The 24,290-nt window shown below is 67.7% G+C and carries 20 protein-coding genes; 9 read left to right on the forward strand and 11 right to left on the reverse strand.

Annotated features, from left to right (window positions below; all coding sequences use genetic code 11):
* Positions 1-198: 198 nt before the first annotated feature.
* Both AO398_RS04760 and AO398_RS04765 read right to left on the reverse strand, forming a co-directional pair.
* Positions 199-1,140 (reverse strand): D-2-hydroxyacid dehydrogenase, encoded by a 942-nt coding sequence (locus AO398_RS04760; protein WP_058190881.1) that lies wholly within the window; start codon positions 1,138-1,140, stop codon positions 199-201.
* Between the two features lie 103 nt (positions 1,141-1,243).
* A complete protein-coding gene (locus AO398_RS04765; RefSeq protein ID WP_058190882.1) occupies positions 1,244-2,452 on the reverse strand; it encodes an aminotransferase class V-fold PLP-dependent enzyme in 1,209 nt (402 codons plus the stop codon).
* Between the two features lie 535 nt (positions 2,453-2,987).
* Between AO398_RS04765 and AO398_RS04770 the strand changes: the two genes are divergently transcribed.
* From AO398_RS04770 to AO398_RS04780, 3 genes are read left to right on the forward strand one after another with little or no spacing between them, the layout of a single operon-like run.
* Complete coding sequence (locus AO398_RS04770) at positions 2,988-3,803, forward strand: UDP-2,3-diacylglucosamine diphosphatase (protein ID WP_058190940.1); 816 nt, start codon at positions 2,988-2,990, stop codon at positions 3,801-3,803.
* Between the two features lie 11 nt (positions 3,804-3,814).
* Positions 3,815-4,861, forward strand: coding sequence for a glycosyltransferase family 1 protein (locus tag AO398_RS04775; protein ID WP_058190883.1), 1,047 nt, complete (start codon positions 3,815-3,817; stop codon positions 4,859-4,861).
* 38 nt (positions 4,862-4,899) lie between these two features.
* Complete coding sequence (locus AO398_RS04780; protein WP_058190884.1) at positions 4,900-5,523, forward strand: ribonuclease HII; 624 nt, start codon at positions 4,900-4,902, stop codon at positions 5,521-5,523.
* Between the two features lie 127 nt (positions 5,524-5,650).
* Here the strand turns inward: AO398_RS04780 and AO398_RS04785 are convergent, their stop codons facing one another.
* The 6 genes from AO398_RS04785 to AO398_RS04810 form a co-directional block, all read right to left on the reverse strand.
* A complete protein-coding gene (locus tag AO398_RS04785) occupies positions 5,651-8,008 on the reverse strand; it encodes a membrane-bound PQQ-dependent dehydrogenase, glucose/quinate/shikimate family (protein WP_058190885.1) in 2,358 nt (785 codons plus the stop codon).
* A 537-nt stretch (positions 8,009-8,545) separates the two neighbouring features.
* Positions 8,546-10,630, reverse strand: a complete 2,085-nt coding sequence (locus tag AO398_RS04790) for a TonB-dependent siderophore receptor (protein ID WP_244498665.1) — start codon at positions 10,628-10,630, stop codon at positions 8,546-8,548.
* A gap of 528 nt (positions 10,631-11,158) precedes the next feature.
* Entirely contained in the window at positions 11,159-13,066 is a 1,908-nt protein-coding gene (gene cobT, locus AO398_RS04795) for a cobaltochelatase subunit CobT (protein ID WP_058190886.1), read from the reverse strand.
* Between the two features lie 6 nt (positions 13,067-13,072).
* Positions 13,073-13,582: a DUF29 domain-containing protein gene (locus AO398_RS04800; RefSeq protein ID WP_244498666.1), complete on the reverse strand. Its 510-nt coding sequence runs from the start codon at positions 13,580-13,582 to the stop codon at positions 13,073-13,075.
* 4 nt (positions 13,583-13,586) lie between these two features.
* Positions 13,587-14,570, reverse strand: coding sequence for a cobaltochelatase subunit CobS (gene cobS / locus AO398_RS04805; RefSeq protein WP_058190943.1), 984 nt, complete (start codon positions 14,568-14,570; stop codon positions 13,587-13,589).
* 208 nt (positions 14,571-14,778) lie between these two features.
* Positions 14,779-15,402, reverse strand: a complete 624-nt coding sequence (locus AO398_RS04810; protein ID WP_058190887.1) for a DnaJ domain-containing protein — start codon at positions 15,400-15,402, stop codon at positions 14,779-14,781.
* 108 nt (positions 15,403-15,510) lie between these two features.
* On the opposite strand from AO398_RS04810, the gene AO398_RS04815 reads away from it, so the two are divergent.
* Positions 15,511-15,807, forward strand: a complete 297-nt coding sequence (locus AO398_RS04815; RefSeq protein WP_058190888.1) for a BolA family protein — start codon at positions 15,511-15,513, stop codon at positions 15,805-15,807.
* Positions 15,808-15,974: 167 nt separating this feature from the next.
* A complete protein-coding gene (arfB, locus tag AO398_RS04820) occupies positions 15,975-16,406 on the forward strand; it encodes an alternative ribosome rescue aminoacyl-tRNA hydrolase ArfB (RefSeq protein WP_058190889.1) in 432 nt (143 codons plus the stop codon).
* Positions 16,407-16,441: 35 nt separating this feature from the next.
* Here the strand turns inward: arfB and AO398_RS04825 are convergent, their stop codons facing one another.
* Positions 16,442-17,236, reverse strand: a complete 795-nt coding sequence (locus AO398_RS04825; protein WP_058190890.1) for a YoaK family protein — start codon at positions 17,234-17,236, stop codon at positions 16,442-16,444.
* A gap of 67 nt (positions 17,237-17,303) precedes the next feature.
* The gene (locus tag AO398_RS04830) at positions 17,304-18,251 is read right to left on the reverse strand and encodes a methyltransferase domain-containing protein (RefSeq protein WP_058190891.1); all 948 of its coding nucleotides are present in this window, start codon (positions 18,249-18,251) and stop codon (positions 17,304-17,306) included.
* A gap of 69 nt (positions 18,252-18,320) precedes the next feature.
* Here AO398_RS04830 and AO398_RS04835 point away from each other — a divergent pair, with 69 nt between their 5' ends.
* The 4 genes from AO398_RS04835 to AO398_RS04850 all read left to right on the forward strand — a co-directional run bounded on the left by AO398_RS04835 (position 18,321) and on the right by AO398_RS04850 (position 22,637).
* Entirely contained in the window at positions 18,321-19,376 is a 1,056-nt protein-coding gene (locus AO398_RS04835) for a ligase-associated DNA damage response exonuclease (RefSeq protein ID WP_058190892.1), read from the forward strand.
* Positions 19,373-21,244 carry a cisplatin damage response ATP-dependent DNA ligase gene (locus AO398_RS04840; protein ID WP_058190893.1) on the forward strand — a complete coding sequence of 624 codons (1,872 nt, stop codon included), beginning with the start codon at positions 19,373-19,375 and terminating at the stop codon, positions 21,242-21,244. The genes AO398_RS04835 and AO398_RS04840 overlap by 4 nt, the downstream gene beginning before the upstream one ends.
* Complete coding sequence (locus tag AO398_RS04845; protein ID WP_058190894.1) at positions 21,241-21,708, forward strand: secondary thiamine-phosphate synthase enzyme YjbQ; 468 nt, start codon at positions 21,241-21,243, stop codon at positions 21,706-21,708. Before AO398_RS04840 ends, AO398_RS04845 begins: the two co-directional genes overlap by 4 nt.
* A gap of 137 nt (positions 21,709-21,845) precedes the next feature.
* Positions 21,846-22,637: a flagellar hook basal-body protein gene (locus AO398_RS04850; protein ID WP_058190944.1), complete on the forward strand. Its 792-nt coding sequence runs from the start codon at positions 21,846-21,848 to the stop codon at positions 22,635-22,637.
* 16 nt (positions 22,638-22,653) lie between these two features.
* Here the strand turns inward: AO398_RS04850 and AO398_RS04855 are convergent, their stop codons facing one another.
* A complete protein-coding gene (locus tag AO398_RS04855; protein WP_244498667.1) occupies positions 22,654-24,192 on the reverse strand; it encodes an efflux transporter outer membrane subunit in 1,539 nt (512 codons plus the stop codon).
* Positions 24,193-24,290 lie beyond the last annotated feature (98 nt).

Below are 24,290 nucleotides of genomic sequence, written 5' to 3' on the forward strand. Positions count from 1 at the left end.
GCTCCGCGCGTCTCCCTCCCCCCTCTGCAGGGGAGGGTGGCCCCTGCGTCAGCAGGGGTCGGGAGACGGGAGCCCGGGTTTAGCAAAGGGCGCGACCGGCATGAGGGGCGCAGCCCGCTTCTGCACCGTCGCTCCCCTCTCCCGCCCCCCTTTCGGGGGCCACCCTCCCCCGTAAAGCGGGGAGGGAGAGGCCAAGCCCTACTCCACCACGTTCTGCGGCTTGCCGGCGACGAACGCCTCGACGTTGTCGACAAGCTGGTCGGCGAGGATCTGCATCGCCTCCTTGCTGGCCCAGGCGACGTGCGGCGTCACGATCAGGTTCGGCAGGTCGGCCTCGCACAGGATATTGCCGTCTTTCGGCGGCTCCTGCGCCACGACGTCGAAGCCCGCGCCCGCGATGGTGCCGTCCTTCAGCGCGGCCAGGAGGGCCGCCTCGTCCACCAGCCCGCCCCGGGCCGTGTTGATCAGGATGGCGCTCTTCTTCATCCGCTTGAGCTCAGCGGCGCCGATCAGCCCCTTGGTCTCGGGGGTCAACGGCACGTGCAGCGTGATCACGTCGGACTGCGTCAGGATCGTCTCGAAATCGACCAGCCCGTCCTGCGGGAAGACGTCATAGGCCAGGACCTTCATGCCCAGCGCCTCGGCGCGCTTGCCGATCGACTTGCCGAGGGCCCCGTAGCCGACGATGCCGAGCGTCGAGCCGGCGATGTCGTAGATCGGGTAGTCGAAGTAGCAGAACTGCTTGGACTTCGCCCAGTCGCCCCGCTTCACGGAGTTTGCGTAAGGCACGATCGCCCGGCGCAGGGCGAACATCAGGCCGACCACGTGCTCGGGCACGGTGTTGAACGCGTAATTGCGGATGTTGACGACCGTGATGCCCTGCGCCTTTGCCTGGGCCTTGTCGACCACGTCGGTGCCGGTGGCGGCCACCGCGATAAGCTTCAGGTCGGGAAGCTGCTTCAGGGTCTCGGCCCGCATCGGGACCTTGTTGATCAGCGCGATCTCGGCTCCCTTGAGCCGCGCGACCGTATCCTCCGGCGTCCAGGTCGAATCGTGTTCGACGTATTCATGCGGGAAGTTGAACGGCCGGACCGTCGCATCGAGCGACTCGCGATCCAGGAATACGATCTTCTTGGTCATAGATCCCCTCTCGGACGACGGGCGGTTTCCTCGGGATTCTTGTTCTTACTTGCGCGCCGGGGCGGGGCCGGCAACCCGGCCCCGCCCCGGCAACGTGCATGGATCACGCCTTATGAAGCGGATTCTCGCGCAGGTAGCTGGAGGCGGCGGCGACGCCGGAGCCCGGTGTGACCTTCACGCCGCAATCCAGCAGCGCCATCTCGGCGCCCGCGATGGCACCGAGCAGGGACAGCTCGTTCAGATCACCGATATGGCCGATGCGGAACACCTTGCCGGCGACCTTGGACAGACCGCTGCCGAGGGACAGGTTGTAGCGCTCATAGGCGTGGGTGATGACCTTGGCGGCGTCGACGCCCTCCGGCACCAGGATGGCCGTGACCGTGTCCGAGTTCCACTTCGGCTCCTTGGCGCAGGGCTTGAGGCCCCAGGCCGCGACAGCCTGACGGGTCGCCTCGGCGAGCACGTGATGGCGGTGGTAGATGTTCTCCAGCCCCTCCTCCTTCACGATGGCCAGGGCCTCGCGCAGGCCGTAGAGCAGCGGGAGCGCCGGCGTGTAGGGGAAGTAGCCCGTGGCGTTGGTGGTGAGCTGGTCCTTCCAGGCGAAGTAGACATGGCCGAGCCGATCGTTCCGGCCGGCGCCGCCTTCGGCGATCTTCAGCGCCTTGGGGCTGATGCAGATCAGGCCGAGGCCGGCCGGCAGCATGAAGCCCTTCTGCGAACCCGCGATGGCGCAATCGACGCCCCACTCGTCCATCTTGAACGGCAGCGAGCCGATCGACGAGATGCCGTCCACGAACAGCAGCGCCGGGTGACCGGCAGCGTCGAGCGCCTTACGGACCGCACCGATATCGCTGGTGACACCCGTGGCGGTCTCGTTGTGGACCACCATCACGGCCTTGATCGTGTGATCCTTATCGGCCCGGAGAGCCTCCTCGATCTTCTGCGGATCGGCGCCGGTGCCCCACTCCTCGTCCTGCACCATCACCTCGAGGCCGAGGCGCTGGGCCATATCGACCCAGAGGTGGCTGAACTGGCCGTAACGGGCGGTGAGCACCGTATCGCCGCGGCACAGGGTGTTGGACAGGGCAGATTCCCAGATGCCGGTGCCCGAGGACGGGAACAGGATGATCGTGCCGTGGGTCGAGCCGAACACCATCTTGGCGTCCTGGAACAGCGGCTTCGTCAGCTCGGGGAAGCTCGGCGAGCGGTGATCCTCGGACGGCACATGCATCGCGCGCAGGACGCGATCCGGGATGTTCGTGGGACCCGGGATGAAGAGGTGATTGCGACCGGGGCGCCGGGTTGCGGCCATGTTGTTTCCTCCAAAAAATCTGTTGCGCGCGGGCGGACCCGCGCCGGTTCGTTCGAGCGACCTCAGCGGCCTTGTCGGGCATCGTGCGATCAGCGCCGGTGGCCGCGGCACAATCGCGGCGTCCCGAACTCTCTTCGCATCTTCCGTGGATCGGGGGGCTCAGCGGAGCGGGCGGCGGCCTCGTGCCGCTCGCGTCGCGGCGCGCCCCCGCGCGCCGGTCGCCTCCGTAATGCCGTCCCGTTCTACGGCGCCTCGTCGCGAGGCACCCTGGCCGCCTTCCAGTACGCATCCGGCCCGGCTCACGCCGAGCCGCCGGTTCTTGGTATTATGAGGCGGCGAAGCTGGGAAGCAAAACCGGAAAAACTTCGGGAAGGCGGTAAAAAAATTTTTGGTGCGCCGCAACGTTAGCTATTCACGTTTGAGGACTTCTTCCGCAGCGCACAAAGACACCTCACAGCGAACGCGCCCCGCGTCATCAAACTGAGACGTGATCGCGCTCTGGATCCCTCGACCGTTCGACCGCCGGGAGGGTGACGTGGCCGAGGATGAGGAGATGCCGGTCCGGGTCCGGACGCTGTTCCTGTCCGACCTGCACCTCGGCACGCGCGGATGTCAGGCCGGCATGCTGCTGTCGTTCCTGAGGGATTACGACGCCGACACGGTCTACCTGGTCGGGGATATCGTGGACGGCTGGCAATTGCGCTCCGGCTGGTACTGGCCGCAGGAGCATAACGATGTCGTCCAGAAGTTCCTGCGCAAGGTGCGCAAGGGTGCCCGGATCGTCTACCTGCCGGGCAACCACGACGAGTTCCTGCGCGACTATGTCGGCACCAATTTCGGCGGCATCGAGATCGCCGAAACCGCTATCCACGAGGCGGCCGACGGGCGGCGCTACCTGGTGATCCACGGTGACCAGTTCGACATGGTGGTGCGCCACTCACCCTGGCTCGCCCATCTCGGCGACGGTGCCTACACGCTGGCCTTGAGCCTCAACACCCTGATCAACCGGATCCGTCGGCGGGTAGGCCTGTCCTACTGGTCTCTCTCGGCTTGGGCGAAGCTGCGGGTGAAGAACGCCGTCAGCTTCATCGGCCGGTTCGAGACGATCCTGGCCGACGAGGCCCGACGCCAGGGCGCCAACGGGGTGATCTGCGGACATATCCACCACGCCGCCGACCGAACGATCGGCGACTTGCGCTACCTCAACACCGGCGACTGGGTGGAATCCTGCACCGGCCTGGTCGAGCATTACGACGGCCGGATCGAGGTGCTGCACTATCCCAGCATTCTGCGGGCGCGCGAGGCCGAAGCCGCGCCGCGGGCGATGCCTGGCCGGCGCGCGGTGGCGTGAGGGATCGCGCCGTGAAGCTCCTCATCGCTAGCGATGCTTGGCACCCGCAGGTCAACGGCGTCGTCCGCTCCCTGGAGCAGATGGTGCGCCGGGCCCCTGAGCATGGCTTCGAGACGGCTCTGCTTTCGGTAGCGGATTTCCGCTCCCTCCCCCTGCCGGGCTACACGGAGATCCGATTGGCCCTGGCCGGCCGGGACCGCCTCGCGGCGCGCTGGGCCCGAGAGCGGCCGAGCCATGTCCACATCGCCACGGAGGGGCCGATCGGCTTCGCGGCCCGGCGACACTGCCTGGCCCATGGCCTGCCGTTCACCACGAGCTACCACACCCGGTTTCCCGAATACCTTGCCGCCCGCCTCCCGGTGCCGGAAGCGTGGTCCTACGCCTATCTGCGCCGCTTCCACGGAGCGGCTCGAGGCACGATGGTCAGCACGGCCTCCCTCCAGGCGGAACTCGAGTCAAAGGGATTCACCCATTTGATGCGCTGGACCCGCGGGGTCGATACCGAGCGGTTCCGCCCGGCCGCCCCCGGCGATCTGCCGCCTGCGGAGCTGGCCGGGCTGCCGCGGCCGCTGTTCCTGTATGTCGGCCGGCTCGCCGTCGAGAAGAACCTCGCGGCCTTCCTCAGCCTCGACCTCCCCGGCACGAAGATCGTGGTCGGCGACGGACCGGACCGGGCGCGGCTGCAGGCGCTGGCCCCGGAAGCGCGGTTTCTCGGTACCAGGACGGGGGCGGCGCTCGCGTCCGTCTACGCCGCCTGCGACGCCTTCGTGTTCCCGAGCCTCACCGACACGTTTGGCATCGTCCTCTTGGAAGCCATGGCCTGCGGTTTGCCGATCGCCGCCTTCCCGGTTCCGGGCCCCAACGACGTGCTGAGCGGGACCCGCGTCGGCGTGCTCGACCAGGATCTGCGCGCGGCGGCCCTTGCGGCGCTGCGCCTGTCCCGGTCCGAGTGCCGGCAGGAAGCCCTGCGCCGCGGCTGGGATGTCAGTGCCGATCAGTTCTTTGGGAACATTATCGAAGCGCATGGCGGCGAGCGCGGGGCCCGGAACGCCGCCTGACCGGTGACGGCGGCCGCGCGGGATGGCAGGACGGCACCATGCCGCCCGTGAAGCGAAAAACGCCCGCCCTCACCCCGCCCTTCGATCCGGCCCGGGCTGCGGATTACCCGGCCGTGATCGGCTGCGACGAAGTCGGGCGCGGCGCCCTGTCCGGCCCCGTGGTGGTCGCGGCGGTCTGGTTCGACCCGGTGGCGATTCCCCCTACCCTCCTGGCTGCCCTCGACGACAGCAAGCGCGTGCCCGAGCCGATCCGGGCGCAGCTGGCGCCGCTGATCCGCGCTCATGCCCAGTTCGCCGTTGCGGCGGGCTCACGGGCGCTGATCGACCGGATCAACATCCGCGCCGCGACGCTCGACGCCATGGCGCGGGCGGTGGCGCGCCTCAGGATCGCGGCGCCGGTCCTGGTCGATGGCCGGGACGCCCTGCCCGGCCTGCCGGGCCGGGCGGTGGTCGGCGGCGATGCCCTGGTCCCACAGATCGCCGCCGCCTCGATCGTCGCCAAAGTCTTCCGCGATGACCTGATGCGCCGCCTCGCCACCCGCCATCCGGGCTATGGCTGGGAGCGCAACGTCGGCTACGGCACGGCCCTACACCGCGCCGGCCTGAACACACTCGGCCGGAGCCCACACCACCGCCTCAGCTTCACCCGCGGGTTCGGCTAGGTTTCAAAAGGTCGAGACCTTTTGCGGATGCAGGGTGGAACGCTGCAAGCTTCAGGGTCTCCGCCCCCGAACCGCGCCCAAGAGCTGAACCCTTTGGAAACCCAGTCGTGCCCGTAAGCGGATCGGATCACTTCGATCCAGCTTCGGCCGGCAGCGCGTAGGCGACCACGTAGTCGCCGCGGTCGGGTGATTGGCGCGCGCCGCCGGCGGTGATCACGATGTATTGCCGGCCGGTCTTGGGCGACTTGTAGGTCATCGGCGCGCCCTGGCTGCCCACCGGCAGGCGGCCCTTCCAGACCTCGCGGCCGGTCGCCGCCTCGAATGCCCGCAGGTAGTAATCCTGCGTTCCAGCGAAGAAGATCAGGCCCGAGCCGGTCACCAGCGAACCGCCGAGCGAGGGCAGTCCGATCGGGATCGGCAGGTGCATCTTGATCCCCAGCGGCCCGGTATCCTCCACCGTGCCGAGTGGGACCTGCCAGGCGATGCGGCGCGCCTTCAGATCGATGGCCGTCAGCGTGCCGAAGGGCGGCTTCTGGCACGGGATGTTCAGCGCCGACACGAAGCGGTTCCGGACGGAGACGTAGGGCGTTCCGCGCATCGACGACATGCCCATCTCGGTGCCGGTGGCCTTGCCGGTCTCGACCTGATCCCGGGCGATCAGCCGGTTCCACAGGCCCAGCCGCATGTCGTTCACGATCAGGTAGTCCCGGGTCATGTCGATCGCGGTGCTGCCCCAGTTCATGCCGCCGAGCGAGCCCGGCATCTGGAGGGCGGTGTCGAAGCCCGGCGGGGTGAAGGTCCCCTCGTGGCGCATGCCCTTGAACTGGATCCGGCACAGGAGCTGGTCGAGCGGCGTCGCCCCCCACATGTCGGCTTCCGTCAGGGTCTCGGTGCCGATGGAGGGCATGTCCGAGAAGGGCTGCGTCGGCGCATACTGCTCACCCGGCACGCTGCCCTGCGGCACCGGCCGCTCGGTGACCGGCGCGATCGGCGCCCCGGTTTCGCGGTTCAGCAGGAAGATCTGGCCGTGCTTGGTCGCGGCGATCAGCCCCGGGACGGTGCCGCCCTTCCCGTCCGGCAAGTCGTAGAGGGCCGGCTGGGCCGGAACGTCGAAGTCCCATAGGTCCTTGTGTACGAGCTGGACGTGCCAGCGCGGCCGCCCCGTCGCGGCGTCGAGTGCGAAGATCGACGAGTTGGTGGCGTCGTCCTCAGCGGTCCGGTGGCCGCCGAAGAAGTCGGGCGTCGCGTTGCCGGTGGGCGCGTAGATCAGGCCCAGGGCCGGATCGTAGGCCATGCTGGTCCAGACGTTCGGCGTCCCCCGCGTGTAGGTCTCGCCGGGAGGCGGCAGGCGGGTGGTCGCCGGGTTGCCCGGATCCCAGGCCCAGCGCAGCTCGCCGCTGCCGACATCGTAGGCCCGGACCACGCCGCCGGGTTCCCCGGTCTCGATATTGTCAGCGACCCGGCCGCCGACCACCACGAGATCGCCAGCAATGAGCGGCGCGGCAGTCTGCGTGTAGTAACCGGGCTTGACCTCGCCCATGTCGGTCTTGAGGTCGACCGTGCCGCCATCGCCGAAATCGCTGCAGGGCTGGCCGGTGGCGGCGTCGAGGGCGATCAGACGCGCGTCTATGGTTGCCAGCAGCAGCCGGCGGGGGCAGACCTTTCCGCCCTCCGCAGCGCCCGCATCGTGATAGCCGAGCCCGCGGCACCGCTGCCATTGCGGAGCGCTCGCCTTCGGGTCGTAGCGCCAGCGCTGCGTGCCGGTATCGGCATCGAGCGCGATGACGATGTCGTTGGGCGTGCAGACATAGACGGTGTCGCCGATCTGCAGCGGCGTGGTCTGGTCCTCGGCGCCGAAGCCGTTGCTCACCGCGATGTCGCCGGTGCGGAAGGTCCAGGCCGGCTGAAGCTTGGCGACGTTGGTGGCGTCGATCTGTGTCAGCCTGGCGAAGCGGGTGCCGCCATTGGTGTTGCCCCAGGCCGCCCAATCGACCTGCGGCGGCGCCTGAGTCGCCGGATGCACCGCCGCAACCTCGGTCGCGGCGATGATCGGCACCGGCTGGAACGCCCGCAGCGTGGCGGCCACCAGGGCGAGGGCCAGCGCGGCGGCAATGCCCAGGGATGCCCGGCGCCACACACCGCGACCGGATCGATCGAGCAGCGGCGCCAGCATGGCGACCACGCAGCCGAGCACCGCCAGGGCGAACAGCCGCGAGACGAGCGGCCAGAACGCGAACCCGACCTCCCAAACCGCCCAGATTCCGGTCAGGACGAAGGCCACCCCGTAGAGCAGCGCCCCCGCGCGCCGGCGCTGGGCGACCAGGATACCGGAGACGAGCATCGCGGCGCCCATGACCATGAAATACCAGCTGCCGCCGAGCCAGGCTAAGTATACCCCGCCCGATCCAAATATTAAACCGATTGTAATTAGCACAATACCAAGCGTGATCATCACGCCATTGGCCAAAATTTTGGGTCGGCGCATCGAAAAGCCTCAACCACACAAGATGATCGCCTATTTATCGCGGGTTTTTCTGCGGTCAACGGTGTTTCATGAGATCACAATGCAAATATTATTTTCTTGAACGCGATATTGCACATCGCTAATTACCTATTTGATCGAAAGCTTCAAAATATTCCGATAGTTAATTACTTTTATGCGTCGCAAAAGATGCAAAAAATCCTACGTTTGGATCTAGTCATATTGTTCGGCGCCCATCGAGAAGCACCGGCCCTGGCTCAGCGCAGCACCAGCGGCTAACCGAAGTGCTTGAGCGCAACGAAGTTATCTTCCTGGTTGTCGAGAATCATAGCGCCGTTTTCCTCACGCCCCGCATGAACCGGGCGCGCTCGTGACGACTTTCGCCGTTCCGGTTGAGGCCAAGGACGGGCCGATCAATGAGCCGCCGCTGGCATGAGATCGTGATCTGTCAGTTGCCAACCGGAGGTTTATGACCGCTGCGCCGAGGAGTGGCTGCACGATCAAACATGCCGGTCTGCGAGAGGCAGCAGTCCAGGCCGTTCAGAAATCTACGCTGGCCGAGATCAGGATTGTTCGCGGCGCCCCCGGTGCGAGGAGCCCGCGACCGGTGGTGGCCCAGTAGTTGTTGCCGGTTACGTTCAGGACGTTCGCCTGCCAGGTCACCGGACGGTCCTGAAGAATCGTCTTGTAGCGCAGGCCGAGATCGAGGGTTGCCCAGTCCGGTATCGTCTGGCGGTTGGCTTGATCGTAATATTGCGCGGCCGTGTAGATCACCCGGCCGGTCACGGTGAGGCCCGGGGCGAGCCAGGGGAGGTCGTACTCGCCGTAGAGGTTCAGCTGGACAGCCGGGACGCCAATGGCAACGTTGCCGTTGAACTGGCCGCCTTGCGTTTTCAGGAGACGGCCGTCGATCAGACTTACGCCGCCGACCACCCGGATACCCGTCACGGGCTCGCCGAAGGCCGTGAATTCGAGGCCGCGGTTACGCTGCGTGCCGTCGATTCTGAACCGGTTTGTCGAATCCAGGAAACCGAACGGCTGCTGCAGGTCGTAGGCCGCGAAGCCGAGGCCGAGGCTGCCGAAATCGTACTTGGCGCCGGCCTCGATCTGGTCCGAGCGGACGGCTCCGAACGCCTGGTTGGCATTGACCGCCGTCGCCGGCACGGATGGGGCAGTCAGGCCCTCGCTGTAATTGGCGTAGAGCGACAGCTTCTCCCAGGGCTTCACCACTAGGCCGGCGCCGGGCGAGAATGCGCCGCTATCGGCGATCCCGGTGGTGGCGCCGGTGCGCGAATCGAGGCTCCTGACCGTGATGCCCTGCCAGCGGCCGCCGACGGTGAGCTGCACGTTGCCATCCAGGATAGACAGCGTGTCGGCCACGGCGACGCTCTGGTTGATGCGGGCCGTCGTCGGCGGCATCGCCCGGGTCTGGCCGATGGCGCTGCGCGGCGGGGCCGTCACCGGGGCGTAGATGTTGGAGACGATCGTCGGGCCGACCGGGTAGGTGATCTGGCTCTGGTCATACCAGAGGCCGGTCGCCGCGATGCCGAATTCGTGGCGCACCGGTCCCGTATCGAACTGCCCGCGCAGGCCCGCTTCCGCGGTGTCGGCATTGGAGATGTAGGGCAGGTAGTTGATCGGCTCGCGGTAATCGCCCAGCGCGTTGAAGATCGTCAGGGTGGCGCCGAAATATACCTGATAGAACTGGCTGTGCCCGTACGCCGCGTAGAGGGTGAGCGCGTCGGTGAGATCGTACTCGGCGCGCAATGCCACCGACTTGTTGTCGCTGTCGCGGTATTCCCAGCTCTGCTGCGGGTTGATCCGCAGGTCCGGCGCCCGCGGGATCGGGAAACCCGGGCTGACCGTCCGAGTGCGGAAAGCGGCGTTGAGGTCGGTCTTCTGGTAGCCGAGATCGGCGGAGACGCGCAGGTTCTCACCGCGATAATCGAGGGCGAGGGCCGCGACGCCGAACTCCATCTGCTGACGATCGATCGGCGTTCTGCCGAACTGATAGGCGCCGTTGAACCGGAGCCCCCATTCGTTCGACGGACCGTAGCGCCGGCTGAGATCGACGGCGGTGTAGCTCTGGGCATTGGAGATGTAGCCCTGGGTCACCCGGGTCAGCGGCACGTCCAGGGCGCGCTTCGGGATCAGGTTGATCACGCCGCCGATATTGCCGAACAGCGGGATGCCGGTGAGCAGCGTTCCCGGCCCATGGAGCACCTCGACGCGCTCGATCGGCTCGATTGCCGGGTTGAAGGCGTCGGACACGCCGTAGAGGCCGTTGAACGCGATATCCTGAGCAAAATACGGGAAGCCGCGGATCAGGAACCCCTGGATGCCGCTGGACGGCGGCACGTTGGTGCGGACCGCCGGATCGTTGTTGATCACGTCCTGAAGCGTGTGGGCCTGCTGGTCGCGGATCAGCTGATCTGTGAAGCTGGTCTGGCTGTAGGGCTGGTCGAAGCTGTTCCGATTGCCCAGCAATCCCAGCCGGGAGCCGGACCCGACTTGGCCGCCGGCATAGGTCGGAGGCGCGTGGCCGATGACGCCGACTGCTGCTCCGTAGCTCTTCGGGGTGCCTTGTCCTTGTGTCTCGACGCTGAGCTCGTCGAGCTGGACCATCTCTTCGGCCCTAGCCGCAATGACGGTACAGAGGACCGCGCCCGTCGCCGTGGCCGACAACAGGATCGATACTTTCCGCATCCAGAACCACATGACCCACCGCCGAAAGCCAGCCGCTCGGGCCGGAACGCCATGTCATGAGGAGTGGGCCAGCAACAAAACGGGTCAATCGGAAGTGCGCTAATATCGCTCCTCTTATGCCGCGAATGACGGCGGGTTGTGCTTGTGCAACGGATTAAATTTATTTCATTTATAACGTGCTTATCTAGGGGCGTCGAACCTATAAGAATTGAATTCCTGGTTGTGATTTTTCCGAAAGATCAGATGCACGGCTGCGTCGGTGCGTCTTCCAGATGCGCATGAAACCGAATCATCGGAACCCGAGGCTGATCGGGCCTCTACGCTTCGACTTGGCATGAAAAACCGTATTGGCGGACCAATTTCGCCGGTCGAGATCTTTCTCGCGGAAGATCGCAGTGGGCCCGAAATTCCACCAAGTCGAGAGCTTTGGAAATTGAGGCCGCCTCGTCAGCGCCGTCCGCCGGCCGCGCGCAGGGCTCGGCCCGCGGGCGCCGGGGTGCCGTTCTCCTCGAACAGCTCGGCCAGCTTCTCCGTCATGGCGCCGCCCAGCTCCTCGGCGTCGATGATCGTCACGGCCCGGCGGTAGTAGCGGGTCACGTCGTGGCCGATGCCGATAGCCAAGAGCTCCACCGGCGAGCGCGTCTCGATCTCCTCGATCATCCAGCGCAGATGCCGTTCGAGATAGTTGCCGGCATTGACCGAGAGGGTCGAGTCGTCGACCGGCGCGCCGTCCGAGATCACCATCAGGATCTTGCGCTGCTCAGGGCGACCGAGCAGGCGCTTGTGCGCCCAGTCCAGAGCCTCGCCGTCGATGTTCTCCTTCAGGAGCCCCTCACGCATCATCAGGCCCAGGTTCTTCCGGGCCCGGCGCCACGGCGCGTCCGCGGATTTGTAGACGATGTGGCGCAGGTCGTTGAGACGGCCCGGATTCGGGGGCTTGCCGGCAGCGAGCCAGGCTTCGCGGCTCTGACCGCCCTTCCAGGCGCGGGTGGTAAAGCCGAGAATCTCGACCTTGACGCCGCAGCGCTCCAACGTCCGTGCCAGGATGTCGGCGCAGGTCGCCGCTACGGTGATCGGCCGGCCACGCATCGACCCGGAATTGTCGAGAAGCAGCGTGACCACGGTGTCGCGGAAATTGGTGTCCTTCTCCTGCTTGAAGGAGAGCGGCTGGTAGGGATCGATGACCACGCGAACGAGCCGGGCCGGATCAAGCTGGCCCTCTTCCAAGTCGAAATCCCAGGCGCGGTTCTGCTGGGCCAGGAGCCGGCGTTGCAGCCGGTTGGCGAGGCGCCCGACGACGCCTTGCAGATGCGAGAGCTGCTTGTCGAGGTAGCTGCGCAGGCGCGACAGTTCGTCGGCGTCGCACAGCTCCTCGGCATGGATGATCTCGTCGAACCGGGGGTTGAACACCCGGTATTCGGGCCCCCGCGCCTCGTTGCCCTGACGCGTGGGCGGCCGCGACGCCTCGGACGCCTCCTCCGAGTCCGCATCCTCGGACTCGTCGGGCAATTCGCCGGACGGCGCGTCGGCCGATTCCTGTGCGCCCTCCTCGATCTCGTCGGAGGCTTCTTCCGAGGTCTCGATCTCGGCGCGCTCGCCCTGGCTCTTCTCCTCGGAATCGCCCTCGCTCGGGTTCTGCTCGTCGTCCTGGGCGTCGTTCTCGTCGTCGTTCTCGTCATCCTCGGCGTCGAACGGCGTCTCGTCCGACATGTCGAGGGAGGTGAGGAGATCGCGCACCGAACGGGCGAACTTGCGCTGATCCTCGATCGAACCGATCAGACCATCGAGATTGGGGCCGGCCTTGGCTTCGATATGCTCGCGCCACAACGCGACGATCTTGGAGGCCGCCTCGGGGGGCTGTTGCCCGGTCAGGCGCTCGCGCACCATCAGGGCGACGGCGTCCTCCATGGGCGCATCGGCCCGGTCGGTGATGGTCTCGTACTTGCCGCCGCGATGATAGCGGTCCTCCAGCATCGCCGTGAGGTTGCTGGCGACGCCCGTCATCCGCCGCGAGCCGATCGCCTCGACCCGGGCCTGTTCCACCGCGTCGTAGACGGCGCGGGCGGCGGCGTTCTCGGGGGCGAGCCGGCGGTGCACCGCGATGTCGTGGCAGCCGAGCCGCAGCGCCATGGCGTCGGCATTGCCGCGCAGAACTGCGACATCCTGTGCCGAGAGCTCGCGCGGAGGCTCGGGCAGCCGGGCCTTGTCGCCGGTCAGTGCCGGCCGGTCGGTGGCGTAGGTCACCTCGACCTCGGACCGGCGGGCGATGGCGCGCAGGCACCCCGCCACCGAGCGCTTCAGGGGCTCGGCCACGGATTCGCGACGCTCGCCGGGCTTGCGGTTGGAGATGGACATGCGGGGTTACGTCTTCACCGAATCGAGGTCGAAGGGGCGCTCAAGCAGATCGTCCCAGATGTAAGGACAGTCCGGCGGGAACTCGTCGGGTGGGAGGTGGGTCTCGTTGGCAGCCCAATCCCGTGCATCCGGGTAGGCTTCCGCCAGGGCCTCATCGAGCCGGGATTTGAGGCCCAGGCTACCCTTGAGAAGCCGGTCGAAGCGTCGGCGCTGCTCGCGGATCGAGAAGATCCAACTCGGGGTGCGATGCTCGGGCTGCTGATCCCACTTGAGCATGTGCATGATCAGCACGCGCAGGCAGCTATAAAGCCTAGAATATTCGCGCTTCGACACATCCTCGAGCTCCTCGGCAACCAGCTCGACATCGACTTCGTCGAACCGGCGCGCGCGCAGCAGTGCGACCTGTTCCTGCACCCAGGTGTACAGGTCATCCTCGTAGCGCGTGCGGCCCCGCGCGAACGGGGCAGCCGCCTCCATCGCTTCGCCTCGGGCCGGACGCGCCACGTCTTCCTCCATGCGGTCAGCTTAGGGCGACGTTCAACGCGCTCTCGGGCAGCTCCTTGCCGAAAGCACGCTGGTAGAACTCGGCCACCAGCGTCCGCTCGAGCTCGTCGCACTTGTTCAGGAACGTCACCCGGAAGGCGAACCCGACATCCTTGAAGATGTCGGCGTTCTCGGCCCAGGTGATGACCGTGCGCGGGCTCATGACGGTTGAGAGGTCGCCGTTCATGAACGCGTTGCGGGTCAGGTCCGCCACGCGGACCATCCGGTTGACGATGTCGCGGCCCGGGTCGTTGCGGTAATGGAGGGCCTTCGAGAGCACGATGTCGACTTCGCGGTCGTGCGGCAGGTAGTTCAGAGTCGTCACGATCGACCAGCGGTCCATCTGACCTTGGTTGATCTGCTGGGTCCCGTGATAGAGCCCGGAGGTGTCACCCAGACCCACGGTGTTCGCGGTGGCGAACAAGCGGAACGCCGGGTGCGGGCGGATCACGCGCTTCTGGTCGAGCAGCGTCAGGCGACCCGACAGCTCCAGCACACGCTGGATCACGAACATCACGTCCGGCCGGCCGGCATCGTACTCGTCGAACACCAGGGCGACGTTGTTCTGCAGCGCCCAGGGCAGAATGCCGTCCTGGAAGGCGGTGATCTGCTTGCCGTCCTTCAGGACGATCGCGTCCTTGCCGACCAGATCGATGCGTGAGACGTGGCTATCAAGGTTGATACGGATGCAGGGCCAGTTCAGCCGAGCGGCGACCTGTTCGATATGGGTCGACTTGCCGGTACCGTGATAGCCGGTGACCATCACGCGCCGGTTGCGCGCGAAGCCCGCCAGGATCGCCAGCGTCGTCTCGCGATCGAAGATGTAGTCCGGATCGAGATCGGGAACGTGCTCCTCGGGTTCGGCATAGGCCGGAACCTTGAGGTCGAGATCGATGCCGAAGACCTCGCGGACGGAAACGGTGCGGTCAGGCAGCGCGGCGGGCGTATCGTCAGAGAGCATTCGGAACCTCGTGAGGCGCGGAGCCTCCAGCCCGAAGGGTGGAGAATCCGCACGGAAGAACGTCGAGCCGGGCATCCGCCGCGGGGCGGACTCGATCTTTAAACGGCGGCGCCGTGCGGCGCCACCGATCGGCACCAGCCCCATATAGGGTCACGACGCGCGGTTTGCCCTATCGTACGACCGGATTGGCCTGCATCGTTCATGCCGCTCAGCAGAGTCCGGCGGCGCGCAAGACGTCGTGGGCGCGAATGATGTCGCGCAGCCGCTCCTCGAACGAGCGGTCGCCGCCATTGGCGTCGGGATGGAAGCGCTTCACCAGCGCCTTGTACTGCGCCTTGATGGCGGGTCCCTCCGCCCCTTCTTCGAGACCCATCACGTCCAGGGCGCGGCGAACCGTGGCGGTGCGGCGCGGCTTCTCTGGCTCCGGCTGGCGGGCACGGCGCCGTCCCTCGACGCCGGCGCCGCGCAGGATGCCGAGCGGATCGACATAGGCCCAGTCCCGGGTCGGCTCCTCGGCCGGCTTGCCCTGGCCGGCCGAGTTCACACCCATGGCCCAGGTCGGGCGATGGCCGATGATCGCGTCCTTCTGATAGGCCTGGACCGCGGCATCGTTCATGCCGTCGAAATAGTTGTAGCTCGCGTTGTAAGCGCGGACGTGGTCGATGCAGAACCGCCAGTACTGGCCTTCGGCCTTCCGCCCCTTCGGAGCCCGGTGCAGCCCCGGCTGCGTGCAGCCTTGCGCCTCGCACGTGCCGTCGGCTGCGGGCTTCGGCTCGTCGCAGGACGGTTTTCTGATCCGGATGCTGTCGAACAGGCGCGAGTTGAGATCCATGACGGGCCGATTATGAGGGGGCAAACCCGAGACACAAGAGCACCGGGCCTGATGACGCATGCGCGGGATCGGGCTTGACGGATGCCGGCGACATGACGTGAGGGCACGATGGCTGACGGGACTGGTGAAGACGGCACCCTTCGGGGTTGGATGGAGGCTAAGCTGCGCGCGGAACTCGCGCCGGCACACCTCGATGTGATCGACGAATCGCACCTGCATGCGGGCCATTCCGGCGCACGTCCCGGGGGCGAGACCCATTACAGGCTCGACATCGTCGCCTCGGCGTTCGAGGGCAAGAGCCGTGTGGAGCGGCATCGCCTCGTCAATGGCCTGCTGGACGACGCCTTCAAGCGTGGGCTGCATGCCTTGGCGCTGCGCGCCCGGACCCCGGCCGAGGCCGCCTGACCCGGCCTGCTGGTCCGGCGCGACCGATGTGCCGGTTTCGGATTGTTCTGTGAGGATATGGCGATCGTGGCACCGGTCTGCACTCCCGAGATCGGCGCCTCCATTCCGGGCGCGGTGGTCCGGTATGCCGGTGGCGGGTACAAACCGGACGCCGGCCGGAGGTCGTCATGTCCCTGCGGGTGAACGCGCGGATTGCCATCGAGGACGACGAGATCGAGCTGTCGTTCATGCGCGCCTCCGGTGCGGGCGGACAGAACGTCAACAAGGTCGAGACCGCGGTCCAGCTGCGCTGGTCGATCCTCGCCTCGCCCGCGATTGACGAGCGGGTCAAGGCGAACCTGTACAAGCTCGCGGGCCGGCGCCTGACCAAGGATGGCGTTCTCATCCTGTCCGGGCAGCGACACCGGACCCAGGAGCGCAACCGTGCGGATGTGCTGCAGCGGCTGGTCGACCTCGTGACAGAGGCGGCCAAGCCGCCGCCGCCGATCCGACGCGCGACCAAGCCCACGAAGGGCTCGAAGGAGCGGCGCATCGGCGCCAAGAAGAACCGTGCCGTGATCAAGCAGGGCCGGGGCAGCTACCGGGATTCGGATGGCTGATCCGCTGGCCTCTGCGACAGGCCAGCGGATCGGCTTCAATGGATCGCGTCGATCACCCTCGCCTTCGGGCTCGCGTCGGGAGCCGGCGCCGAGCCGGCGACCAGGGTGCTGCCGGGCTTAGCGATGGTCAGGGCGATCGCGATCAGCGCCAGGATTGCGGCGAGGGCGGCGGGAAACAGAAAGGCAGACTCACCGTACCGGATATCGAGCAGGCCGCCCAGCACCGCGCCGGTGCTGAGGCCGGCCCAGAGCGGCGCCTGAAGCCAGAACGAGGGCGCCACCGTACCGAGCAGCAGGTTGGCGCAGCCGGTGCCAAAACGCACCACCGCACCGGTGACGTAAGTCAGCGCCAGCGACCGCCCACCCTCGTCCTGCAGGGTCGCGTTCTGGAGGCCCAGGGCCAGCACGATCGGATAGGCGTGCAGCGGGTAGGCGAAGGTGCCCCAGGGCATCAGCAGGCCGCCGGCGAGCAGGAGCGCTTGGAGCGTCAGCAACACGGCCAGCCGCCAGCGCCCGACCCAGGCTGCGATCAGGGTGCCCAGGAAGGCGCCGAAGCAGAACAGGCTGATCGTGCTGGCGACGCGGGTGACGTTTTCCCAGTCGCCGTTCGACACGGCCACGCCGAACCGCGTCGTGTTGCCCGACATGAACGACATGAAGAGCTGCGAGAATTCCAGGAAGCCGATGGAATCAGCGCAGCCGGCCAGCGTGGCCAGCGCAATAGCGAAGAAGATGCGCGTTCGGGGATCGGCCGGGAAGGAGCGATCCACGGGCGGGTCGGGCTTGCGCTCGGGTGCGCGCCCATCGTTCCCGCCGCCGAAATCCGCCATGCCCATCCCCGATTTTACCGCCGCGCTTGTTGCAGCCGACTGACAATGGACGAATAGCCGGGCGGTTTCATGCCGCAGTGCGGCGCAACACAACGACGCGGCCCGGCACCGGACGTCCTCCCTCCCGCCGGACATCGGCGGGACGTAGGGTCAGAATCTCCAGGCCAGCTTGGACGGCCGAGGCGGCGATGTGGGAATCCGTGTGGGCATAGCGCCCATCGGTACCAAGGACGGCGCCGTCGCCGTCATGGGACTGTACCGTGAAGGCCCCGAGGCCGCCGGGCCGCAGGACGCGGACGATCCCTGCCAACACCGGGGCCAGATCCGCCACGTAGATCAGCACGTCGGCGGCCAGGCACAGCTCGACAGAAGCCGGGGGCTCGCCTGCCAGGAACGCCGCGAGATCACCCTCGGCCAGGCGGTCGTAGAGCGGCCGGCGGTGATGCGTCTTGGCTCGAGCTAAAGCCAGCATCCCGGGGGAGAGATCGACCCCGGTAAGATGCCCGACACGCTCGCGGATCGCCGCGCCCATCAGGCCGGTGCCGCAGCCAAGATCGAGCGCCGCGTCGAACCGCTCCGGCTCGGGCGGCAGGGCGTCCATGACGAGTTGGGGGCCGACATAGCCCAACCCGTCCACCAGATGGCGCTCGAAGCGCGGGGCGTAGCCGTCGAACAAGGCCCGGACATAAGCCGGCGACAGGGCCGGCAAATTGCCGCCTTCGCCCAGTCGGACGAGATGCGCCCGGACGCCAAGGGTATCGTCGGGATCGATATCCAGGGCGCAAGCATAAGCCCGCGTCGCCGCCGCCCGCAGCGCCGGATCGTCGCCCTGGACGGCCAGTCCCTCCCGGGCGCGGCCCAGCAGGAGCCAGGCCGGCGCGTAGCGGGGCGCGATCTCCAGCGCCTGCTCGGCGAGATCGGCGGCCCCGGCATGATCGCCGTCTGCCAGGCAGGCCTCGGCGTAGCGATAGCGGCGGTCGGCGAGGAGGTCGCCGGAACTGTGTTGCTTGGCCATGCGTCTGCCGGGTCGGGGCCGCCTATATACCGGGGCCACCGGCGGACTCCACCGGCAGCGACGGACCCGATGCCGACACGCGCGAGCGATCTCCTGACCCTGACCCGCGAGGGCCTCTACTGCCCGCTCGGGGGCTTCCACGTCGATCCGACCTGGCCGGTGGAGCGCGCGCTCATCACCCACGGCCATGCCGACCACGCCCGGGCCGGCCACGGCCATGTGCTCGCGACGCCAGAGACCCTGCGGATCATGGCGGTGCGCTATGGTGAAGACTTCTGCCGCCAGCGCCAGGAGGCCCGGCTCGGCGAGGCGCTGCGCGTCGGCGACGTCACGGTGCGCTACGCCCCCGCTGGCCACGTGCTCGGCTCGGCCCAGATCGCCATCGAGCGGGACGGCGTCCGCGTCGTGGTGTCGGGCGACTACAAGCGGGCGCCGGACCCGACCTGCCTACCGTTCGAGGTGGTGCCCTGCGACGTGTTCATCACCGAGGCGACCTTCGGCCTGCCGGTCTTCACCCATCCGGACACGCGGGACGAGGTCCGCAAGCTGATGGCCTCCGTGGCCCTGTTCCCGGAGCGGGCCCACATCGTCGGCGCCTACGCGCTGGGCAAGGCGCAACGGGTGATGGCGCTGCTGCGCGAGGAGGGCTGGGACCGGCCGATCCACCTGCACGGGGCGATGGAGAAGCTGACCGAGCTGTACAAGCGCGAGGGCATCCCCCTGGGTGAAACGCCCAAGGTTGTGGCCGCCGACCGAAAGGACCTGCACGGGGCCATCGTGATCTGCCCGCCCAGCGCGATGCAGGACCTGTGGTCGCGCAAGTTCCCCGATCCGGTCACCTGCTTCGCCTCGGGCTGGATGCGGGTCCGTGCCCGCGCGCGCCAGAAGGGCGTCGAGCTGCCACTGGTGATCTCCGACCATTCCGACTGGCCGGACCTGTGCCGTACGATCCGGGACACCGGCGCCGGGGAGGTCTGGGTGACGCACGGCCAGGAGGATGCCCTGGTCCATTGGTGCGGAACGCAAGGCATCAAGGCGAAGCCGCTGCACCTGTTGGGCTATGGTGACGACGGCGAGGCGGAACCAGCCCCGGCCGACGCCGCGGAGCCGGAGGTGGCCGCGTGAACGACTTCGCCCATCTCCTCGACCGCCTCGCCTACGAGCCGCGCCGCAACGCCAAGCTGCGCATGCTCCAGGATTTCTTTTCGCGCACGCCGGATCCGGAGCGGGGCTACGCGCTCGGCGCCATGACCGGCACGCTGAATTTTCGCGAAGCCAAGCCGGCCCTGATCCGCGGCCTGGTGGAGGAGCGCATCGATCCGGTGCTGTTCCGCCTGTCGCACAACTACGTCGGCGATCTGGCCGAGACCACGGCGCTAATCTGGCCCTCGACGCCTCTCCCTCCCCCCTCTGCGGGGGAGGGTGGCCCCCGAAGGGGGGCGGGAGAGAGGCAGCGCGACGATGCGGGACATGAGGCCCGTCGCGACTCGTCCGGCACCGTCGTTCCCCTCTCCCGACCTGGCCTCACGGCCGGCCCACCCTCCCCCGCAGAGGGGGGAGGGAATGCGCACGCTGGTCTCGGCCACAATAACCCTCCGCCGCCGAGCCTGGCTGAGGTCGTCGAAACCCTCAGCACCATCCCGAAGCGCGAATTGCCCCGCCATCTCGCCGAATGGCTCGACGCCCTCGACGAGACCGGGCGCTGGGCGCTCCTCAAGCTCGTCACCGGCAACCTGCGGGTCGGGGTCTCGGCGCGGCTGGCCAAGACCGCGGTCGGCGCGCTTGGCGGCCACGAGGCGGATGCCGTGGAGGAGGTCTGGCACGGCCTCACCCCGCCGTTCGAGACCCTGTTTGCCTGGGTCGAGGGCCGGGCCGAGCGGCCCGAGACCCTGAACCCGGCCCCGTTCCGTCCACCCATGCTGTCGCATCCGATCGAGGAGGAGGCCGATCTTGAGAAGCTCGAGCCGGACGCGTTCTCGGCCGAGTGGAAATGGGACGGGATTCGCGTCCAGCTCGTCGGTGGCCGCGACCGGGAGGGCGTCCAAGTCACGAAGGTCTATTCCCGCACTGGCGAGGACATCACCGGAGCGTTCCCCGACCTCGCCGAGGCGATCGGCTTCACGGGGACACTCGACGGCGAGCTGCTGATCCTGCGCGAGGGCCGGGTCCAGAGCTTCAACGTCCTGCAGCAGCGCCTGAACCGGAAGGCTGTGACGGCCAAGCTTCTGGAAGAGTTCCCGGCCCATGTCCGGGCCTACGACCTCCTGACGCTAGACGGGGACGACCTGCGGGCGGAGCCATTCGCGACCCGCCGGGAGAAGCTGGAGGCCTTGGTCACCCGCCTCGACCACGCGCGGATCGACATCTCGCCCGTGGTCCCGTTCGCGGATTGGGAGGCGCTCGCCGCCGCCCGGGCCGATCCGGCCTCGGTGGGGGCCGGAGAGGACGCGGACGCGATCGAGGGCGTGATGCTCAAGCGCCTCAACAGCCCCTACCTGCCGGGCCGTCCCAAGGGCCCCTGGTGGAAGTGGAAGCGTGAGCCCCACATCGTCGACGCCGTGATGATGTACGCCCAACGCGGCCACGGGAAACGCTCGTCGTTCTACTCGGATTACACGTTCGGGGTCTGGCGGGAGGCGCCGGAGGGCGGCGACGAGCTGGTGCCGGTGGGCAAGGCCTATCACGGCTTCACCGACGCCGAGCTCGCCAAGCTCGACCGCTACGTCCGCAACAACACCACCAAGCGGTTCGGCCCGGTGCGCGAGGTCACCCACGGGCATGAGGCCGGCTTGGTGCTGGAGATCGCCTTTGAGGGCGTGCAGCGCTCGACCCGGCATAAGTCCGGCGTGGCGATGCGCTTCCCCAGGGTCAGCCGCATCCGCTGGGACAAGCCCTCCGCGGAGGCCGACCGGATCGACGTGCTGGAACGGATCCTGGCCCGCGGTGAGCGCGAGGTCGCGCCGGGGGCTACGCTGACGGAGACGGATGCATGAGGCAGGGCAGGATCGGTTCGGTCGAGCTCCTGGCTTCCGGCGCGGTGGAGCGGCACGCGAGCGGCCGCCTGACCATCGCGACCCCGGGGCCAGGCTTCACGGACTTTACCGGGGCGGTGGCGGAGTTCGTGCGCGGCAGCGGCATCCGGGACGGCCTCGTCACGGTGTTTTGTCGGCACACCTCGGCATCCCTGACCATCCAGGAGAATGCCGACCCGGATGTGCAGGCCGACCTGATGACCGCGCTCGACGGCTTCGCCCCCCGCGGCGCCCATTACGTCCACGGCTCCGAGGGGCCGGACGACATGCCGGCGCATATCCGCACCCTGGTCACGGATTCGGCCCTGAGCATCCCCCTGGTCGAAGGCAGGCTGGCTCTGGGCACTTGGCAGGGGATCTACCTGATCGAGCACCGCGACCGCCCGCACCGGCGGGAGATCGTGATGAGTGTGATCGGGGCGTAAGGCGTGCTGCCCCGGGTCGCGGCGTATCGCAGGGCCCCGACAGCAACATTTGCTGACACACCGCGAGTTAACCATGCTCCGCGCCTATGGACCGCATCAGGATCAGTCCCGGGCTGATCTCGGGCATGGAGACCCCGATGGGCCTTTACGACGCGCTTTCAAACTCGATCTCGGGCGCGTCGGCGCAGTCCTACGCCCTCAACAACATCTCCGGGAATATCGCCAACACCCAAACGGCGGGGTTCAAGACCACGGAGACGAGCTTCGCCGACATGCTGGCCCAGACTACAGCAAAGGCGCAATCGAGCGGCGGCGTCGCGACCAGCACGCGCGACACCCTCGGGCTTCAGGGGACGATCCAGTCCACCGGAGTGTCGACCAACCTCGCCATCTCGGGGAACGGCTACTTCGTGGTGCGGTCGAACACCGGGACGCCGCAGAGCCCGAGCTTCACCGGTGAGACCGCCTACACGCGACGCGGCGACTTCACGGCGGATTCGAGTGGCTACCTGGTCAACGGCGCGGGTTATTACCTGTTCGCCGGCCCCTCGGCGACTGCGCCGGTTCAGGTCCCCACCGGGACGGACACCCTGGCGAGCCTCACGGTCTCGCCCGCGGGCACGCTGACCGGCTCAGGCGCCGATGGCAGCACGCAGGCGCTCGGTTCGCTGACGCTGGCGCAGTTCGGCGGGCAGGACAACCTGACCTCCCTCGATGGCGGAACCTACGTGGCCAACGGCCGGTCCGGCGCGCCGAGCTTCGGGCTCGCGGGCGCGACCATTGCCGCCGGATCGGTCGAGCAGTCGAATGCCGGCATCTCGGACCAGTTCTCCAAGATGATCGAGACCCAGCAGGCCTACACGGCCAACACCAAGGTGATGAGCGCCGCAGACCAGATGCTGCAGGACGCCATCGCTATGGATGTATGAGGCCCGAGGGCGCGCCTCACAGGAACTTCAGCGGATCCGTCTCGGGCGGGGGCGGGGCCACGTCGTTGCGGTTCCACCAGCCGCCGCCGAGCGCCACGGTCAGGGCCGCGCTGTCGCCGTACTGGGTGGCGCGGGCGGCCGCCGAGGTGATCAACGCCGAGAGATAGCCCTGCTGGGCGATCAGCACCTGGGCCGAGGTCACGGCGCCGGCCGTGTATTGCTTCCGGATCAACCCAAGGCTCTGGTTGGTGGCACTCACTGCAGCCTCTGCGGCGGCGACCGCCTTGGCGTCGGCCTGGAGTGCCCGCAGCGCGTCCGCGACGTTCTGGAACGCGGTGATCACCGTCGCCTTGTACTGCGCCTGGGCCTGAGTCAGGCCCTCCTCGGCGGCCCGCTGGCGCCGGAACAGCGTGCCGGCGTCGAAGATCGGCGCCGTCGCTTGGCCGATGATCGAGAAGAACGCGGCCCCGGGATTGGCGACCTGCGCGATCTTCACGGCACTGGAGCCGCCCGTGGCGGTCAAGTTGAATTGCGGCAGGCGGTTGGCCACCGCGACGCCGACGCTCGCGCTCGCCTGCTGCACGAGGGCCTCGGCCGCCTTCACGTCGGGTCGCTGCTGCACGAGGCGCGAGGGCAGGCTCACCGGGAGCTTGGTTGGGAGCCGCAGGGCCGAAAGCTGGAACGTCTCCGCGATCTCGTCGGAGGGCAGACGTCCGGCGAGAGCGGTGAGGAGGTTGCGCTGCTGCGCCAGCTGCTTTTCCAGCGGCGGCAGCAATTGCTGCGACAGGGCCAACGCTGCCTGCTGCTGGACCACGTCGGCCCCGGCGATCTGTCCCAGCGAGAGCTGCTTGTTGAACAGCTGCAGCACTTCGGTCTGCGCCTGGATCACCTTGCGGGTGGCGTCGATCTGCGCCCGCAGGGCAGCCTCTTGGATGGCGGCGGCGACCACGTTGGCAGTGAGGCTGAGATAGGCCGCCTCCAGCTGGAAGCGCTGGTTCTCGGTCGTGGCCTCCAGGGACTCGATCTGGCGCCGGTTCCCCCCGAACACGTCGGGATTGTACGCGACCACCGCCTGCGGCGTGTAGAGACTGTAGAGGTAGTTGGTCTGGTTGTTGAGCGGCGATTGCAGGTCGAGGCCCGGCGCCAGGATGCCCTGCGCCTGCGGGGTCGCGGTCAGGCTCGGATAGAGCGTGCCCTTCTGGGCGAGCACGTTCTGCTGTGCGATCCGCAGCGAAGCCTGCGCCGCCTCCAGGGTCGGATTGTTGGCCAGCGCCTGCTCGACCAGCTGGTTGAGCGCCTTCGAGTGGAACAGGGTCCACCATTGCCCGGGGATGTCCGCACCGGAGACGAAGTTCTGGTCCGCCGAGCCGCCCTGACGGGTGCGGATGTTGTCGGCAGCCGAAGGGTTCTTCAGGGGCTCCTTGGTGTAGCGGCCAACCGGCGGCGCCTCGGGCGGCACGTAGTTCGGGCCGACCGCGCAGGCCGACAGGGACAGGGCCGCCGCCAGCATGGCGGCCGCACGACCGCACCGGTTCGGCGCCAACTCCACCATCATGCCCCCGAAACCCCTCTCTTGGTAGAGCGTCCGGGCCGACGGCCGAGTCAATCCGACGATGCCCCGATCCTGCGTACCGGAGCCGCGCTGTGGCCGCC

It is taken from the genome of Methylobacterium sp. GXS13, assembly GCF_001455965.1.
Classification (GTDB): domain Bacteria; phylum Pseudomonadota; class Alphaproteobacteria; order Rhizobiales; family Beijerinckiaceae; genus Methylobacterium.

What these genes read in the sequence shown, in the direction of transcription:
- AO398_RS04760 (WP_058190881.1), bottom strand. Translation starts at nt 1,140, where the DNA reads ATGACCAAGAAGATCGTATTCCTGGATCGCGAGTCGCTCGATGCGACG.
- AO398_RS04765 (WP_058190882.1), bottom strand. Translation starts at nt 2,452, where the DNA reads ATGGCCGCAACCCGGCGCCCCGGTCGCAATCACCTCTTCATCCCGGGT.
- AO398_RS04780 (WP_058190884.1), top strand. Translation starts at nt 4,900, where the DNA reads ATGCCGCCCGTGAAGCGAAAAACGCCCGCCCTCACCCCGCCCTTCGAT.
- AO398_RS04785 (WP_058190885.1), bottom strand. Translation starts at nt 8,008, where the DNA reads ATGCGCCGACCCAAAATTTTGGCCAATGGCGTGATGATCACGCTTGGT.
- AO398_RS04790 (WP_244498665.1), bottom strand. Translation starts at nt 10,630, where the DNA reads ATGGTCCAGCTCGACGAGCTCAGCGTCGAGACACAAGGACAAGGCACC.
- cobT (WP_058190886.1), bottom strand. Translation starts at nt 13,066, where the DNA reads ATGTCCATCTCCAACCGCAAGCCCGGCGAGCGTCGCGAATCCGTGGCC.
- AO398_RS04800 (WP_244498666.1), bottom strand. Translation starts at nt 13,582, where the DNA reads ATGGAGGAAGACGTGGCGCGTCCGGCCCGAGGCGAAGCGATGGAGGCG.
- cobS (WP_058190943.1), bottom strand. Translation starts at nt 14,570, where the DNA reads ATGCTCTCTGACGATACGCCCGCCGCGCTGCCTGACCGCACCGTTTCC.
- AO398_RS04810 (WP_058190887.1), bottom strand. Translation starts at nt 15,402, where the DNA reads ATGGATCTCAACTCGCGCCTGTTCGACAGCATCCGGATCAGAAAACCG.
- AO398_RS04815 (WP_058190888.1), top strand. Translation starts at nt 15,511, where the DNA reads ATGGCTGACGGGACTGGTGAAGACGGCACCCTTCGGGGTTGGATGGAG.
- arfB (WP_058190889.1), top strand. Translation starts at nt 15,975, where the DNA reads ATGTCCCTGCGGGTGAACGCGCGGATTGCCATCGAGGACGACGAGATC.
- AO398_RS04825 (WP_058190890.1), bottom strand. Translation starts at nt 17,236, where the DNA reads ATGGCGGATTTCGGCGGCGGGAACGATGGGCGCGCACCCGAGCGCAAG.
- AO398_RS04830 (WP_058190891.1), bottom strand. Translation starts at nt 18,251, where the DNA reads ATGGCCAAGCAACACAGTTCCGGCGACCTCCTCGCCGACCGCCGCTAT.
- AO398_RS04835 (WP_058190892.1), top strand. Translation starts at nt 18,321, where the DNA reads ATGCCGACACGCGCGAGCGATCTCCTGACCCTGACCCGCGAGGGCCTC.
- AO398_RS04845 (WP_058190894.1), top strand. Translation starts at nt 21,241, where the DNA reads ATGAGGCAGGGCAGGATCGGTTCGGTCGAGCTCCTGGCTTCCGGCGCG.
- AO398_RS04850 (WP_058190944.1), top strand. Translation starts at nt 21,846, where the DNA reads ATGGGCCTTTACGACGCGCTTTCAAACTCGATCTCGGGCGCGTCGGCG.
- AO398_RS04855 (WP_244498667.1), bottom strand. Translation starts at nt 24,192, where the DNA reads ATGATGGTGGAGTTGGCGCCGAACCGGTGCGGTCGTGCGGCCGCCATG.